General features: G+C 63.0%; 13 protein-coding genes. 5 read left to right on the forward strand and 8 right to left on the reverse strand.

Going from position 1 to position 15,824, the window contains the following annotated elements; genetic code table 11:
* The first annotated feature begins 38 nt into the window (after positions 1 to 38).
* A complete protein-coding gene (gene proC, locus RBH77_RS02570) occupies positions 39 to 854 on the forward strand; it encodes a pyrroline-5-carboxylate reductase (RefSeq protein ID WP_311030592.1) in 816 nt (271 codons plus the stop codon).
* A gap of 43 nt (positions 855 to 897) precedes the next feature.
* On the opposite strand, the gene RBH77_RS02575 is transcribed toward proC, so the two are convergent.
* The 8 genes from RBH77_RS02575 to RBH77_RS02610 all read right to left on the reverse strand — a co-directional run bounded on the left by RBH77_RS02575 (position 898) and on the right by RBH77_RS02610 (position 11,766).
* On the reverse strand, positions 898 to 2,121 hold the full coding sequence (locus RBH77_RS02575) for an ABC transporter substrate-binding protein (protein ID WP_311030593.1): 1,224 nt from the start codon (positions 2,119 to 2,121) through the stop codon (positions 898 to 900).
* A 17-nt stretch (positions 2,122 to 2,138) separates the two neighbouring features.
* On the reverse strand, positions 2,139 to 3,161 hold the full coding sequence (locus RBH77_RS02580) for a branched-chain amino acid ABC transporter permease (protein ID WP_311030594.1): 1,023 nt from the start codon (positions 3,159 to 3,161) through the stop codon (positions 2,139 to 2,141).
* A gap of 1 nt (position 3,162) precedes the next feature.
* On the reverse strand, positions 3,163 to 4,038 hold the full coding sequence (locus tag RBH77_RS02585; RefSeq protein WP_311030595.1) for a branched-chain amino acid ABC transporter permease: 876 nt from the start codon (positions 4,036 to 4,038) through the stop codon (positions 3,163 to 3,165).
* A gap of 5 nt (positions 4,039 to 4,043) precedes the next feature.
* Positions 4,044 to 4,757: an ABC transporter ATP-binding protein gene (locus tag RBH77_RS02590; RefSeq protein WP_311030596.1), complete on the reverse strand. Its 714-nt coding sequence runs from the start codon at positions 4,755 to 4,757 to the stop codon at positions 4,044 to 4,046.
* Positions 4,754 to 5,545 (reverse strand): ABC transporter ATP-binding protein, encoded by a 792-nt coding sequence (locus tag RBH77_RS02595; RefSeq protein WP_311030597.1) that lies wholly within the window; start codon positions 5,543 to 5,545, stop codon positions 4,754 to 4,756. The genes RBH77_RS02590 and RBH77_RS02595 overlap by 4 nt, the downstream gene beginning before the upstream one ends.
* A 199-nt stretch (positions 5,546 to 5,744) precedes the next feature.
* Positions 5,745 to 8,690, reverse strand: coding sequence for a DNA polymerase I (gene polA / locus RBH77_RS02600; RefSeq protein ID WP_311030598.1), 2,946 nt, complete (start codon positions 8,688 to 8,690; stop codon positions 5,745 to 5,747).
* Positions 8,691 to 9,036: 346 nt separating this feature from the next.
* Positions 9,037 to 10,932, reverse strand: a complete 1,896-nt coding sequence (locus RBH77_RS02605; RefSeq protein WP_311030599.1) for a bifunctional sugar phosphate isomerase/epimerase/4-hydroxyphenylpyruvate dioxygenase family protein — start codon at positions 10,930 to 10,932, stop codon at positions 9,037 to 9,039.
* 150 nt (positions 10,933 to 11,082) lie between these two features.
* The gene (locus tag RBH77_RS02610) at positions 11,083 to 11,766 is read right to left on the reverse strand and encodes a TetR/AcrR family transcriptional regulator (protein WP_311030600.1); all 684 of its coding nucleotides are present in this window, start codon (positions 11,764 to 11,766) and stop codon (positions 11,083 to 11,085) included.
* A gap of 138 nt (positions 11,767 to 11,904) precedes the next feature.
* Between RBH77_RS02610 and RBH77_RS02615 the strand changes: the two genes are divergently transcribed.
* From RBH77_RS02615 to RBH77_RS02630, 4 genes are all read left to right on the forward strand, one after another.
* Positions 11,905 to 12,816 carry a shikimate dehydrogenase gene (locus tag RBH77_RS02615; protein ID WP_311030601.1) on the forward strand — a complete coding sequence of 304 codons (912 nt, stop codon included), beginning with the start codon at positions 11,905 to 11,907 and terminating at the stop codon, positions 12,814 to 12,816.
* Between the two features lie 62 nt (positions 12,817 to 12,878).
* Positions 12,879 to 13,865 (forward strand): TRAP transporter substrate-binding protein DctP, encoded by a 987-nt coding sequence (gene dctP, locus RBH77_RS02620; RefSeq protein ID WP_311030602.1) that lies wholly within the window; start codon positions 12,879 to 12,881, stop codon positions 13,863 to 13,865.
* 116 nt (positions 13,866 to 13,981) lie between these two features.
* Positions 13,982 to 14,500 carry a TRAP transporter small permease gene (locus tag RBH77_RS02625; protein ID WP_311030603.1) on the forward strand — a complete coding sequence of 173 codons (519 nt, stop codon included), beginning with the start codon at positions 13,982 to 13,984 and terminating at the stop codon, positions 14,498 to 14,500.
* Entirely contained in the window at positions 14,497 to 15,801 is a 1,305-nt protein-coding gene (locus RBH77_RS02630; protein WP_311030604.1) for a TRAP transporter large permease, read from the forward strand. Before RBH77_RS02625 ends, RBH77_RS02630 begins: the two co-directional genes overlap by 4 nt.
* Positions 15,802 to 15,824 lie beyond the last annotated feature (23 nt).

A 15,824-nucleotide genomic window follows, 5' to 3' on the forward strand; every position in this document is an offset into this window, starting at 1 on the left:
GGCCATCGGATTTCGAAGACAGGCGTTCGGAGGTGAAGGTGCACAAGAAGCTGGTCCTGGTCGGTTGCGGCAATATGGGCTTCGCGATGCTTTCGGGATGGCTGAAGACCGGCACACTCAAGTCGGGCGACGTCGTTGTCGTGGAACCGGGGGAGGTGCTGCGCCGCCGGGTAGCCGATCTGAATGTCGAGGCCGTCGCCGACGCATCCGATCTGCCTGACGGGCTTGCGCCGGACCTCGTCCTGTTCGCAGTGAAGCCGCAGGTGATCCGCGCAGTCGCGCCCGCCTATCGCCGTTTCGCCACTTCAGGCGCGACCTTTGTCTCGATCGCCGCCGGCACGCGTATTGCGCTTTTCGAAGAGCTTCTGGGCGACGGTATCGCCATGATGCGCTGCATGCCCAACACACCGGCCTCCATCGGCAAGGGCATGATGGTGCTGGTGTCGAACGGCAAGATCACGCCCGCCATGGATGGCTTCGTCGAAGCTCTCATGTCGACCAGCGGCCGCGTCGCCCGCATCGATTCGGAAGATCTGATGGACGCGGTCACGGCCGTTTCCGGGTCCGGTCCGGCCTATATCTTCCATTTCATCGAATGCCTTTCCGCCGCGGCCGAGAAGGCCGGCCTGCCGCCCGAAACGGCGAAGCTGCTCGCCATGCAGACCGTCTATGGGGCGGCCTCGCTGGCTGCGGAGAGCGGTGAGGAGCCGGGCCGGCTGCGCGAACAGGTCACCAGCCCGAACGGCACCACCGCCGCCGCACTCGCCGTGCTGATGGGCGGAAACCACCTCCGCGATCTTGTGGCAGAAGCGGTGGAGGCGGCAAAAAGGCGATCGACTGAACTGGCCAGATAGAGACGGCCGGCCTTTTCAGGACCGGCCGCCCCAGCCCCGATCCTTACTGCGTGTCGGCGCCCGATACGACCTCGCCGAAAGGCTGCCAGCGTTCGCCGTCGAACTTGATCAACTGCATGTCCTGCAGCGGATAGAAGTCGGTGGCGCTCGTGTTCACCTGGATGCCGGGAGGCGTCAGGTCGAGATCGACATTCTTCAGGTTTGCGGCGGACTTCATGATGCCGGAATGGGTGAGGTCGTCGCAGGCGCCCTTCAGCACCTTCTCCAGCGTCTGGCTGACACTGTAGCCATAGAGCGTGAAGCTCGAATTCTTGTCACCGTCTGGATAGTATTTGTCCATGAAGGCATTCCACTTCTTCATGCCTTCGTCGTCCTTCCATTGCGGATCCTGCGAATCCTTCAGGTATAGGGCGCTGATCACGCCCTTCGAGGCTTCGAGACCGGCCGGCTTCAGCACTGCGCCGACGGAATTGGAGACGCTGTTCAGCAATTGCGTCGGCTTCCAGCCGAGTTCGGCCGCTTTCTTGATGGCCTGGGCGGCGAATTTCGGTGTCGCCACGTTGAAGAAGACATCGGCGCCCGATCCCTTGAGGTTCACCATCTGCGAATCGACCGTCGGATCGGAAGTCTCATAGGGTTGCTCGGCGACGATCATCGAGGCCTTGTCGCCAAGCCCCTGCTTGAGGCCGGCAAGATAGTCCTTGCCGTAATCGTCGTTCTGGTAGAGCACGCCGACCTTGGCGTCGGGCATGTTCTTCAGGAGGAAGCGGGCGTAGATCTTGCCCTCGGACACGTAGTCGGGCTGCCAGCCCATGGTCCAGGGGAAATGCTTAGGGTCGCCGAATTTTGAAGCGCCGGTGGCAACGAAGAGCTGCGGCGTCTTCTTCGCATTCATGTATTTCTGGATGGCCGTGTTGGTGCCGGTGCCGAGGCTGTTGAAGATCAACGCGACCTGATCGCTCTCCACCAGCTTGCGGGCCTGCTCGACGGTTTTCGGCGGGCTGTAGCCGTCGTCATAGCTGATGAAATCGATCTGACGACCGCACACGCCGCCATTGTCGTTCAGCATCTTCATATAGGCGGCGTCGGCCTTGGCGATCTGCGAATAGGCCGAGGCCGGCCCGCTATAGGGCATGATGTTGCCGATCTTGATGGTCTTGTCGGTGATGCCGGTGGTTTCGTCGGCAAAGGCGGCTGTTGCCGCAAGCGCAGTGGCGGCTGCCAATGCGCCCCAAAATACCAGTCTGGAATCTATCCGTCTTTTCATTGGCTTAAACCTCCCTTTCAGCGATCCGGACGCGATTTCATTCGCCGTCCGATAAAGTCCGCGACCTTGCGGACGAGACCACCCGCGCCTGTCGGCATCAGGTAGATGAGCAGGATGAGGATCACCCCGTAAACCGCGCCGGCGAGCGCCTTGTTGAAGTGCTCGGCGAGGTTCGGGACGAAGACGACGAACGCGCCGCCGACCAGCGCGCCCGGCAGCCAGCCGACGCCGCCGACGACAAGGCCGACGAACAGCGCAACGGACAGGAAGAAGGTAAAGCTGTCAGGAGCCACGAACTGCACGACGATGGCGCCGAGAGCGCCGGCGATGCCGGTGAAGGCAGCGCTGATCCCGAAGGCGAGCGACTTGTAAAGGGCGCTGTTGACGCCCATCGCGCGCGCCGCGAGCGGGTTGTCGCGGATCGCCATCAGCGCCCGACCGGAACGGCTGGAGACGAGATTGACCGCGAACCAGTAGAGCAGCAGCCCTATGACGAGCGTGAAATAATAAAGCCACTGATCCTGGCTGAGCGGCAAGCCGAAAGGGGCATCGGGTTTCGTGATGACGATGCCCTGCACACCGCCGGTCCACGGCTCGATCACGGAGAGCTTGAGGAATTGCGGCATGGCGACCGCAAGCCCGAAAGTGGCGAGCGCCAGATAGATTCCTTCGAGCCGGAGCGCCGGCAGTCCGAAGAGGAAGCCGGATACGAAGCAGATGATCCCGGCCACGGGCAGCGTCCAGCCATAGGCCAGTCCGGCATCCTCCATCAGGATCGCAGCGGTGTAGGCGCCGATCGCATAGAAGGCGCCATGGCCGAGCGAGAACTGGCCGTTGATGCCAGTGAGCAGGTTCAGGCCGAGGATAGCGATCGCATAGATCAGCATCATGGTGAGCTGGAAGATGGTGAAATTGGCGAGAAAGAGCGGCAGCGCCGCCAGCACCACCACGATGACGATCCCCACCCAATTGCGCGCCCTAAAACGGGAGACGGGTCTCGCGGCAGCGGCAATCGCGGAGCCTTCTTCGCGGACGCTCATGTCAGACCCTCTGCACGATCTTGCGGCCGAGCAGGCCGGAGGGACGGACGACGAGCACCGCGACGATGACGAAAAGCGCGACGGGCAGTTTCAACTCCGGCCCAACGACCGGTATGTATGTGCCGGCGAGGTTCTCGATGACGCCGACGGCAAGGCCGCCGATGACGGCGCCGACTGGACTGGTGAGGCCGCCGAGCACGGCGCCGGCGAAGCCATAGAGCAGTATGCTGACCATCATGTTCGGCTCGAGGAAGACGACCGGCGCGATCATCATACCGGCAACCGCACCGATCGCCGACGCCATGCCCCAGCCGAGGGCCGTCATCCAGCTTACGCGGACACCGACGAGGCGCGCCGATTCCGGATTGGCGGCGGCGGCGCGCATGGCAAGCCCGATCCGTGTGAAGCGGAAGAAGATGTAGAGAAGCACCAGCACGACCAGCGTGACGGCGATCATCCCGGCCTGGTGCGGGCTCATGAGACCACCGAAGAGCGCGCCGGAGCCGAAGGGGCTCGGGAACGGCTTGATCTCGAAATTCCAGATGAAGCCCGCGAGGCTGTTGAAAATAGCGAAAAGCGCTATGAAAACGACGACGTGGCTGAGGACCGGCGCGTTCTCGATTGGCTTGAAGACAAGCCTTTCCACGATGATGCCGCCGGCGAAGGAAAGCGCAACCGTCAGCACGAAGGCCAGCCAGTAGGGCATACCCCAGGTGAGAAGCTGCCAGGCGACGAAGGTGGAGAACATCGCCATCTCACCCTGCGCGAAATTCAGATGGTGGATGGCCTGGTAGATCATGACGATCGCCAGCGCCATGCAGGCATAGATCGCGCCCGTCGCGATCCCCGACACGATCTGCTGGATGAGGATTTCCATCTCTATCAGTATCCCAGATAGGCGTTGCGGATGGATTCGTCGTTCCTGATCTCTTCGGCCGGCCCGGCGATGGCGATCTCGCCCGTTTCCAGCAGATAGGCATGGTCGGCGAGCGCCAGCGCGAAACTGGCGTTCTGTTCGACGAGCAGCATACTCACCTTCATCATGTCCCTGACATGCGCCAGTATACGGAAGACCTCCTCCACGATCAGCGGCGCGAGGCCAAAGGAGGGTTCGTCGAGCAGCATCAGCCTGGGACGGAGCATCAGCGCCCTGCCGATCGCCAGCATCTGCTGCTCGCCGCCCGAAAGCGTCCCCGCCTGCTGCCGGCGTCGCTCCTTCAGGCGCGGGAAATAGCCGTAGATGCGTTCGATGTCGTCCGCCACCTCCCGGCCCGCCGGCCGCGACATCGCGCCAAGCTCAAGGTTTTCCTCCACCGTGAGGTTGAAGAAGGTGCCGCGCCCTTCCGGCACATGCGCGATGCCGAGGCGCACGATGTCCTCGGTCCTGGCGCGGGAGATCGGCCGACCGTCGAACTCGATCTCGCCGGAGCGGGCGATCGTGCCGCAAAGCGCCCTCAACGTCGTCGTCTTGCCGGCGCCGTTGGCGCCGAGAAGCGCCGTGACGCTGCCTTCGGCAATCGCAAAATCCAACCCGCGCAGCACCTTCAGGTCGCCGTAGGAGGCCTCGAGGCCGCGCACGGAAAGCAGCGGTTTCACGATTTCCCGTCTCCGAGATAGGCGCGGATCACTTCCGCGTCCGCTTGCACCCTGGCCGGATCACCCTCACAGATCTTGCGGCCGAAATTGAGCACGACGACCTTGTCTGAAATACCCATCACCAAATTCATGTGGTGTTCCACGAGCAGCACGGTGACGGCGCGCTCGTCACGTATGCGGCGGATCAACCGGCCGAGTTCGCCGATCTCGTCATGGTTCAGGCCGCCGGCCGGCTCGTCCAGGAGGAGAAGTTTCGGGCCGACGGCGAGAGCGCGCGCCATCTCCGCCCGTTTCAGCGTGCCCAAGGGCAGACCGGCCATCGGCAGGTCAGCGACCGAGCCCAGTTCGAGATAGGCGATCAGTTCATCGACGATACCATTTATCCGCTCTTCGGCGCGGCGCATGGTGGGCAGCCTGAGCCCGTCGCTCAGCATGTCGGTTCTCGCCTGGCAATGCGCACCGACACGGATATTGTCGCGCACGGAGAGCCGTGAGAAGGAAGCGAGGTTCTGGAAGGTCCGGCCGATGCCGATTTCCGCCATGCGGTTGGCGGCTCTCTTGAGGATGCTCTTCCCCTCGAAAAGGATGTCGCCGGCGGTCGGCGTATAAAGCCGGCTCAAACAGTTGAAGAGCGTCGTCTTGCCTGCTCCGTTCGGCCCGATCAGGCCGAGGATTCGGCCGCGCTCAAGACCGAAGCTTATGCCATCCAGCGCCCTGATGCCGCCGAATGCCACCGAAACGTCGCGGATCGCGAGAAGCGGGGTCGGGGCAGATTCCTGCTGCGGCACGCATTCTCCTCCCACTGGCGGACGAAACCCGGGCCGGCTTGCCATCCCGGGCAGCCGTCCTCTTTTGTCTCCGTTTCGTCCGGGCGGCGGACCAGTGTCCACGCCACCGGATACAAACATCGCGGCGGCACCGGGTCAACGAGAAAATACCGAGTAGTATGTCAGTGGATGGCAGGACGCCCTTGACCGGCCCGCCGCCTCAATGCGCCTCATCCCAATTGTGCGCGGCGCGGGCATCGACATGCAGCGGAACCGCCATATGGATCGCCGGCATGGCGGCATTCTCCATAACCTTGCGGATGACGGGGATCGCTCTCTCGACCTCGTCCTCCGGCGCCTCGAAGATCAGTTCGTCGTGCACCTGGAGCAGCATGTCGGTATGCTTCAACCCTGCTTTAGCCAGCGCGTCCTCCATCCGCACCATGGCACGGCGGATGATGTCGGCTGCCGAACCCTGGATCGGCGCGTTGATGGCGGCGCGCTCGTTGAACGCACGCATGGAGGGGTTGGACGAGCGGATTTCCGGATAATGCGCGCGGCGTCCGAAGATCGTCTCGACATAGCCATTGGCGCGGGCGAAAGCCTTGGTACCTTCCATATAGTCGCGGATGCCGGGGAAACGCTCGAAATAGCGCTTGATGTAGTCGGCCGCCTCCTCGCGCGGGATGGAAAGCTGGTTGGCCAGCCCGAAGGCCGAGATGCCGTAGATGATGCCAAAATTGATCGCCTTGGCGCGGCGGCGCACCTCCGGCGGCATGCCTTCGACCGGCACGGAAAACATCTCCGACGCCGTCATGGCGTGGATATCAATGCCGTCGGCGAAGGCCTGGCGGAGTTGCGGGATATCGGCGACATGCGCCAGTACGCGCAGTTCGATCTGGCTGTAGTCGGCCGAGATCAGCTTGTGACCGGACGCGGCGATGAAGGCGGTGCGGATCTTGCGCCCCTCCGCCGTACGAATCGGGATGTTCTGCAGATTGGGTTCCGAGGAAGAGAGCCGCCCGGTCGTGGTCGCGGCGAGCGCGTAAGAGGTGTGCACGCGTTTCGTGTCGGGATGGATGTAGCCCGGAAGCGCATCCGTATAGGTCGATTTAAGCTTGGTGAGCTGGCGCCAGTCGACAATCTTGCGCGGCAATTCGTGGCCTTCCGCCGCAAGGTCTTCGAGCACGCGTGCCGAGGTCGTCCACTGGCCCGTCTTGGTCTTGCTGGCGCCAGGCAGGCCCATGCGCCCAAACAGGATATCGCCGAGCTGCTTCGGCGAACCGATGGTGAAGCGCTCGCCGGCAAGCTTGTAGATTTCGTCTTCCAGCGCGGCCGCGCCTTGGGCGAGATCGCCCGAAAGCCGGCTAAGAATCTGCCGGTCGACCGAGATGCCGCGCTCTTCCATGCGGCCCAGCACGGCCACCATTGGCCGCTCCAGCCGCTCATAGACCGAGACCATGCCCTTGGCGGCAAGCCGGGGCTTCAATACGCGCCAGAGCCTCAGCGTCACGTCGGCGTCTTCCGCCGCATAGCAGACTGCGCGGTCGATATCGACGAAATCGAAGGTGACCGCCGATTTGCCGGAACCGGCGACCTCCTTGTAGGGGATCGGCGTGTGGCCGAGCCAGCGTTCGGAGAGCGCATCCATGCCGTGCCCGCCCGACGTTCCGGCATCGAGCACATAGGAGATCAGCATCGTGTCGTCGATCGGCGCGGCATCGATGCCGTGACGGCGCATGACCAGCCAGTCATATTTCGCGTTCTGGGCGATCTTGAGGACCGAAGCGTCTTCCATCATCGGCTTGATGGCGGCGAGCGCCTCACGGATCGGGATCTGGTTCTCGTGCAATCCGCCACCGAGAAGATCGCCGGTCCCCGACTTGTGGTTCAAGGGGACATAGGCCGCGTGGCCCGGCCGGATGGCGAGCGAAAAGCCGCAGAGTTCCGCCTGCATCGGGTCGAGCGAGGTGGTTTCCGTATCGAAGGCGACCAGTCCGGCTTCCATCGCCTCCCTCACCCAGGCCTGGAGCGTCGCAAGATCACGGATGCAGTGATAGGCGTTGACGTCTATCTTGTCGGCGACAGCCTCCTCGGCGCGCAACGCCGCCAGCATGGACGGTGTCGCCGTACCGTCGGGGGCTCCGGCCGGGAGCGACGGTTTTGCTACTTCGGGACTTTCCGCAACTTCGGCCGGCGCGCTTGCTCCCATATCCGGGCCATGTGCTTCGGCCGTCACCACCTCGACATAGGCCGGATCGATCTCCGCGGGCTCGGCGCCGGTGGCATCCGCGACGCGCCGCGTCAGGGTCGAAAATTCCATCGCCTTCAGGAAAGCGATCAGCTTCGGCCCGTCCGGGGGATCGAGCGCCAGTGCATCCAGACCCTCCGTGACCTCGATATCGTTCTTCAGCGTCACCAGAAGCCGCGAAACACGCGCCTTATCGGCGTTCTCGATGATCGCTTCCCGTCTTTTATTCTGCTTGATCTCGGAGGCGCGCGCCAGGAGCGTATCGAGATCGCCATATTCGGCGAGAAGCTGCGCCGCCGTCTTCGGACCGATGCCCGGCACGCCCGGCACGTTGTCGACCGAATCGCCCGTCAGCGCCTGCAGGTCGATCATCTTTTCCGGCGGCACGCCCCATTTCTCGATCACTTCGGGTACGCGGATTTCCCGGTCCTTCATCGGGTCGTACATGGAGACCGTCTGGCCGACGAGTTGCATGAGGTCCTTGTCGGAGGAAACGATGGTCGTGTCCGCACCCGCCTCGCAAGCAAGCCTGGAATAGGTAGCGATCAGATCGTCGGCCTCGAAGCCTTCCATTTCGATGCAGGGCAGGCCGAAGGCACGGGTGGCGTGCCGGATCAGCCCGAATTGCGGGATCAAATCCTCCGGCGGCTCCGAGCGGTTTGCCTTGTATTCAGGGAAAAGCTCGTTGCGGAATGTCTTCGAGGAATAGTCGAAGATGACGGCGAAATGGGTCGGCGTCACGCCGACGGAAGTGTCGCGCGCATCGCGCAAGAGCTTCCACAGCATGTTGCAGAAGCCGGCCACCGCGCCCACCGGCAGCCCGTCGGATTTGCGGGTGAGCGGCGGCAACGCATGATAAGCGCGGAAGATGTAGCCGGACCCGTCGACAAGGAAGAGGTGATCGCCTTTCTTCATGGACTACCGGTAACCCGTGCCACCAGACCTGTCCATGGCAAAGGCGCCTGGTGCGGGCGAGGCTTATTTCTCCTGACAAGGCGCCATCACGAGCATGTTACAAACTTGTAATTTTCGTGCCCTTGAATCGCCATCATCCGGAGACCAGATAGAACGCATCGGCAATTAACGCCGAGTTCGGTCAAGGCTCGTCCCCCGCCTAACCGGACATTGCGGCAGCCTCATCCCCCTCTCCGGGCTGCCGCATCGTTTCGAGTAAGGCCGCCGTGGTTCCCCCTCCACCACGGCGGCACTTTTTTGTCCAAGACCTCCTGCGCATTGTCCCCAAAGACCGGCCTCACGCTGCTTACAGCGTCTTCGGCATGCCCTTCGGCAGCATTGCGCGTTTCTGGGCGGCGATGCGGAAGGGGGCGTTGGGGCCGCCATAGCCGGCATAGTTGTCGCGGCGCTCGATGATTTCGAAGAAGAAGCCTTCGCCGAAATTGCGGCTGTAGAACTGGAAGAACTCGCCGCCCTCGTCACGGTCGTAGAGGATGTTCGCCTTGCGCAGCCTGTCGACCAGTTCCGGCGCGATATCGAAGCGGGCCTCGAGATCGTCATAGTAGTTGGGCGATATCTCCAGCGACCGGAAACCAAGCTGGGCAAGTCGCGCGGCGGTTTCGAGAATATCGTCGGTGGCAAAGGCGATGTGCTGGACGCTGGAGCCGAAGCTCTCGGCGACGAAATGTCCGGCAAGCGTCTTGCGGCTCTCCGCGCCGTTGAGCGTCAGCCGCAGCCGCCCGTCGGGGCTCTCGACCACCTGGCTGCGCACCAATCCGGCCGGATCGACGACATCGACCATCGGCTGCTTCGACGTCTCGAAGATCGCGGTATAGAAGAGCAGCCAGGTCAGCATCTCCTCATAGTTCATCGTCTGGGCGACATGGTCGATCCCGACCAGCCTCGCCTCGTGTGAGCCGACCTGTTCCACGGGCTCGAACTCGACATTCCAGACATCGGCAAGTGCGTCGTCGATGAAGTAGATCACGCCTCCGCCGACGCCCCTGATCGCGGGGATGGAAAGCTCGCCCGCGCCGCGCTGCTCGGCAAAAGTCTCGGCGCCGAGCGCCCTTGCGCGCGCCACCGTCGCGGCCGCATCCGCCACATGCAGGCCGAGCGCATAGGCGTTGGTGCCATGGACGAGATAGGAGGAATGGGCAAAACCCTCCTGGCTTGTGTTGACGACGATGTTGATGCCGCCCGCCTTGCCCTGGCGCCAGACCGCGACATCGCGGTTACGATGCTCGGCGGCCAACGAGAAGCCCATGGTGGAGAGCAGCGCGCCGAGTTCCTCCGCCTCCGTCTCGTTCGCTGCGAACTCGACAAACTCGACGCCTTCGACAGCAATGCGGTCCGGCATATCGGGAACCTCGATCCGGATGCCTGGCTCCTCGCGCCTGACCCGATCCATCAACGCGACCAGCGAGCGGCGGCCGTCGACCGCGATCGAGCGCGGTGAACCGCCACGGAACTGGTCGTTGAAGATCTCCAGCGACAGCGGCCCGCGATAACCGGTCGCCGCCACCGCGCGCATGAAGTCGACGACCGGCAAATCGCCTTCGCCCGGCATGTTGCGGAAATGGCGGCTCCAGTAGAGCAGATCCATGGCGATCAGCGGCGCGTCGGCAAGCTGCACGATGAAGATACGGTCGCCGGGAATGGCGCGGATCGTCTCGACATCGATCTTCCGCGCCAGCGTATGGAAACTGTCGAGGATCAGCCCGACCGAGGGATGATCGGCACGCCGCACGATCTCCCAGGCATCGCGGTGGTCGTTGATGTGGCGACCCCAGGCCAGCGCCTCGTAGCCGACGCGAAGACCGCGCCTCGCGGCCCGCTCGCCGAGCTCGGCGAAGTCCGCCGCCGCCCGGTCGATGCCGCCGAGCGCCAGCGGCGAGACGTTGGAGCAGATAAGCATCAGGTCGGTGCCGAGCTCGCCCATCACGTCGAACTTGCGCTCGGCGCGGTCGAACGCCTTCGCCCGCTGCGGTTCCGGCATACCCTCGAAATCGCGGAAAGGCTGGAACAGCGTGATCTCCAGCCCATGGTCCCGGACCATGCGGCCAACTTCGGCCGGCGGCCCGTCGAAGGCGAGGAAGTCCGTCTCGAAGATCTCCACCCCGTCAAAGCCGGCACCTGCGATCGCCGCGAGCTTCTCGCGGAAGTCGCCGCTGATCGACACCGTCGCTATCGAGGTCTTCACGCCGCTTGTCCTCTCAACGACATAAACGAACCAGTTCGTACATTATTACTAAGAGAAGGGAGAGGCAATGGCTGCCAACCGAGACAGCGAACAGGGGCGGCGAAGCGGGTTCGAACTACGGAAAGTCGCCCGGTCGAACGGAGCGGACGTTCAGCCGAGTTTCTCGTTGCGTGTCACGAAACGCAGCACCATGTCGACGACATTGCCGCGCAGCGTTTCCAGATTACCCTCGGCGGCGAGGTCGCGCCCGAAAATCTTGGAGAAGGTCGCCCGGTTGGAGACGTTGAAGAAGCAGAGCGCGCTGACCTGCCAATGAAGCTCCAGCGGGTCCAGGCCTTCGCGGAAGACCCCTTCGGCCACGCCGCGAGAATAGATCTCGGCGATATGGTCGATGGCACGGGCATTCAGTTCGCGGATCACGCCGGACCGGTCGAGATATTCCCCATGATGGATGTTCTCGATCATCACCATGCGGATGAATTCCTCATGGCTCTGGTGATGGTCGAAGGTGAATTCGACAAGCCGGCGCAGCGCCTCGATGGGGGGCAGGCCCTTGGTGTCCAGCTTCGCTTCGCCCTCGCGCACCAGCCGATAGGCATTCTCCAGCGCGGCGACGTAGAGGCTCTCCTTGTCGTCGAAATAATAGTAGATCATCCGCTTGCTGGCGCGGGTGCGCGCGGCGATCTCATCGATGCGGGCGCCTGAAAGGCCGTTCAGCGCGAACTCCTCGGAGGCTATCTCGAGTATGTTCCGCCGCGTTCCCTCGCGATCGTAGCTGCGTGTCGCGCCGCTTCCCGAACCGCTTCCGCCCTTGGGCCTGGCCTTCTCGTTCATAGGCTTAACTCTTCGCTGTGGCGGTTCGATTGACAGAACTAACCAGTTCGTACATCATGTTTCGGCTTCGCGGATCATATACCGGTCTCGGTCCGCCGAAGACAAGTACGGCACAAAACGCCGATCGGGGAGGGTCCGGTGGACGAGTTCAGGGAGATGGCGATCGAGCGTCTGCGCACGCTTGCCCGACAAGGCGCGCCGGTCGCTGTCGGCGGCAACGCCGTCCTCGTCGGGCTCGCCGGTCGCGGCATACAGGCTTCCCGGTCGCCGATCATGCACGAGCGCGAGGGTGCGCGGCTCGGAATCCCCTTCCGATATGTGCTGATCGATTTCGACACGCTCGGCCTGAAGGATTCCGGCATCGCCGCGGTGGTTCGCGCTGCGGCGGAATTGGGTTTCGCCGGTCTGAACATAACACATCCCTTCAAGCAGACCGTGATCCCGGCGCTGAACGAACTCTCGCCGGAGGCCGAATCGATCGGTGCGGTGAATACTGTGGTGATACGGGACGGGCGATGCGTCGGCCACAATACCGATAGCTGGGGTTTCGCGGAGAGCCTGCGGCAGGCCCGGCCAGCGCTTCCCATCGAGCGCGTCGTGCAGTTCGGCGCCGGCGGGGCAGGTGCCGCGGTCGCGCACGCACTCGACGGTCTCGGCGTCGGCGAACTCGCCATCGTCGACCAGTCGCCGGAACGCGCCGAGGCGCTGGCCACCCGGCTCGGGCAACGCTCGAGCCGTATCTTCAAGGCGTCGCAAGCCGTCGAAGAAAAGATCGGATGGGCACAGGGCATCGTCAACGCGACGCCGGTAGGGATGGCGAACTATCCGGGCACGCCCTTTTCGACCGGCCTTCTGTCCGCCCGGCACTGGGTAGCTGACATCGTCTACTTCCCGGAAGACACGGAATTGTTGCGCGCCGCGCGGGAGGTCGGCTGCCGGAGCGTGCCCGGTTCGGGGATGGCGGTCTATCAGGCGGTCCGGGCTTTCGAGCTGTTCACCGGCGCGCGGCCGGACGTTGCCGCAATGACGGAGCATTTCCGCGCGGCCTGAGACATCAACGCGCCTCGGCGCATTCACCGGAGCATTGCTCCAAGCATGGGAGGAAAAAGACAATGAAACTCAACCTGACACGCAGGCAGACGCTCGTAGCAGGCGGCCTTCTGGCAGCTTCGACCGCGCTTCCGGCGCTCGCGGCGGACAAGCCGAAACTGCGCTTCTCGGCCGTCTTCTCCGACCAGGACATCAGGGCGGAGATGATGAAAAAATTCTCCGACGCCATAAAGGACGATTTCGACTACGAAGGCTATTATGGCGGCACGCTGTTCAAGCAGGGCACCGAACTGGTCGCGCTGCAGCGCGGCAATCTGGAGATGAGCAATATCGCGCCCCAGGACTTCTCCAAGCAGATGCCCGAATGGTCGATCGTCACCGCCGCCTATGTCTTCCGCGACACTGATCATCTGAAGAAATTCTTCGCCAGCGAAATGGGCCAGGACCTCAAGAAGAAGACTGAGGAACAATTGCATGTGCGCGTGCTCGGACCGACCTATTTCGGCGTCCGCCAGGTTGGACTGAAGCCCGACAAGAAGATCGATAAGCCCGCCGACATGGCCGGTATCAAGCTTCGCATGCCGGGCGGGGAAGCCTGGCAGTTCCTCGGCAAATCGCTCGGCGCGAACCCTGTCGCGATGGCCTATGCGGAGGTCTATACCGGCCTGCAGACGGGTGCGATCGACGGGCAGGACAACCCGCTCCCCAACGTCCAGAACATGAAGTTCTATGAAGTGATGTCGCAGATCGTGCTGACCTCGCATCTGGTCGGCTTCGACCTTCTGACTGTTTCCAGCAAGACCTGGAACGCCATGTCGCCCGAACTGCAGAAGAAATTCCAGAAGGCCGCAGACGACGCCATCGACTGGAGCACCGGTCAGCATCTCGCGCGCGAGAAGGAACTGGCTTCCTCCTTCGAGAAAAAGGGCCTGAAGATCTACAAGCCGGACGTGGACGCCTTCCGCGAATATGCGCAGAAGATGTATCTCGCCTCGGATCTCGCCAAATCCTGGCCGGCGGGCATGCTCGACAAGATCAACGCGCTCTAGGGCGATCAGGCCGGAGGGATTAACCTTTAGGGAATCATCCTTTCCGGCCCCCTTCTTCCGGGCCGGCGCTCATTGCCAGTCCGCGCATACCCTTAATCCGATCGCGGAGAACGACGATGAACCCCCGAGCGCGCCGGTTCGGCTCCCGGCTCTACAAATATGGTGAATTCATCCTCACCGCCATGCTGGCAGTGATGTTCTTCGCTTTCCTGTTCCAGATTGCCGCTCGCTACCTCTTCGACTGGCCGACGGGATGGACCAACGAACTCTCCGCCATCCTGTGGATCTGGCTGGTTCTGTGGGGCGCGTCCTTCGTGGTGACCGAGCAGGAGGAAATGCGCTTCGATCTGATCTATGCCGCCGTCGGCCCGAAGGTGCGTCGCGTCATGTTCCTCGTTTCCGCCGCCGCGCTCCTCGTGCTCTACGGGATGTCCTTTCCGGCGATCGTCAGCTACGTCACTTTCATGAAGGTTGAAAGCAGCGCTTATATGGGCATCCGCTTCGACTGGCTCTATTCCATCTATATCGTCTTCGTCATCGCCATCATCGTGCGCTATCTGTGGCTCGGCTGGCAGGCCCTCCGGGGCAAGGCGCCGGAGGAGTTCGATCCCACGCAGGCGGGGTCGGGCCTATGAGCTTCGCCGACCCCTTCCTCATCACGATCTTCGCGGTCACGGCGCTGGCGCTTCTCGGCCTGCCGATCGGGCACGCCATGATCGCCGCCTCCATCCTCTATCTGTGGATGTCGGGGCTCGACATGGGCACCGCCGCCGAACAAATCCTCAACGGGATGTATTCCAACTACATCATCCTGGCCGTGCCGCTTTTCATCCTCGCCGCCGAACTCATGAATATCGGCTCGATGACCGACCGACTCATGGTGTTCTGCAACGCGTTCGTCGGCCGTTTCCGCGGCGGGCTGGCTCAGGTCAATGTGCTGCAGTCGATCATCTTCGCCGGCATGTCCGGATCGGCCATTGCCGACGCGGCCGGGTCCGGCAAGATCATGCAGAGGCTGATGACGGCGGACGGCAAATATCCGGCAAGCTACGCGGCGGCGCTGACGGCCGCCACAGCCGTCATCGGACCGATCATCCCGCCTTCCATCCCGATGATCGTCTATGCGCTCGTCTCCGATGCGTCGATCGGCTATCTGTTCCTAGGTGGCGTCGTGCCCGGCCTGTTGATGGCAGGCATGCAAATGGTCCTCGTCGCCATCGACGCGCGTCGCAAGGGTTTTCCCGTCGAGCCGCCGACGCCGATCAGGGAACTGCCCGGCATCACCTTGCGTGCCTTGCCCGCGCTGATGATGCCGGTCGTGCTGCTCGGCGGCATCTATACCGGCGTGACGACGCCGACCGAGGCCGCCGCCGTCGCCGCGGCCTACGCGCTCGTCATTTCAGTCGTCCTCTACCGCAGCGTCAGCTTCGCCGACTTCTACGAATCGGTCCGGTCGAGCGCGCACACCACCGCCTCTATCGGCATGCTGATCGCCGGCGCGCTGGTCTTCAACTATGTCGTGACCGTCGAGAACATCCCGCAGCATCTCAGTGTCCTGCTTGCGAGCTGGCATCTCTCACCGACCACGTTCCTGATTCTTGTCAACGTGATCCTGCTCTTTCTCGGCTGCCTGCTTGAAGGCACCACGATCATCCTCGTCATCCTGCCCGTCTTCATCCCGACCGCGCACGCGCTCGGCATCGACCTCGTGCATTTCGGCGTGATGTGCGTGGTCAACATCATGCTCGGTCTCGTGACGCCGCCCTACGGCCTGCTTCTCTTCATCATGGTGCGCATAGCGGAAGTGCCGATGCGCGACCTAGTGCGCGACGTGCTGCCGTTCATCGGAGTAATGCTGCTGTCGCTCATCATCATCACCTTCTTCCCCGAGACGGTGCTGTGGCTGCCGCATCTCTTCGGCTACCAGGGTAGCTGAGGCGGGGAAGCAACCGGAGTTCC

This window comes from Mesorhizobium koreense, from assembly GCF_031656215.1.
GTDB lineage: Bacteria > Pseudomonadota > Alphaproteobacteria > Rhizobiales > Rhizobiaceae > Mesorhizobium_L > Mesorhizobium_L koreense.

Coding starts and splice junctions, on each gene's coding strand:
- polA (WP_311030598.1), bottom strand. CDS start 8,690: ATGAAGAAAGGCGATCACCTCTTCCTTGTCGACGGGTCCGGCTACATC.
- RBH77_RS02630 (WP_311030604.1), top strand. CDS start 14,497: ATGAGCTTCGCCGACCCCTTCCTCATCACGATCTTCGCGGTCACGGCG.
- RBH77_RS02610 (WP_311030600.1), bottom strand. CDS start 11,766: ATGAACGAGAAGGCCAGGCCCAAGGGCGGAAGCGGTTCGGGAAGCGGC.
- RBH77_RS02580 (WP_311030594.1), bottom strand. CDS start 3,161: ATGAGCGTCCGCGAAGAAGGCTCCGCGATTGCCGCTGCCGCGAGACCC.
- RBH77_RS02585 (WP_311030595.1), bottom strand. CDS start 4,038: ATGGAAATCCTCATCCAGCAGATCGTGTCGGGGATCGCGACGGGCGCG.
- RBH77_RS02625 (WP_311030603.1), top strand. CDS start 13,982: ATGAACCCCCGAGCGCGCCGGTTCGGCTCCCGGCTCTACAAATATGGT.
- dctP (WP_311030602.1), top strand. CDS start 12,879: ATGAAACTCAACCTGACACGCAGGCAGACGCTCGTAGCAGGCGGCCTT.
- RBH77_RS02575 (WP_311030593.1), bottom strand. CDS start 2,121: ATGAAAAGACGGATAGATTCCAGACTGGTATTTTGGGGCGCATTGGCA.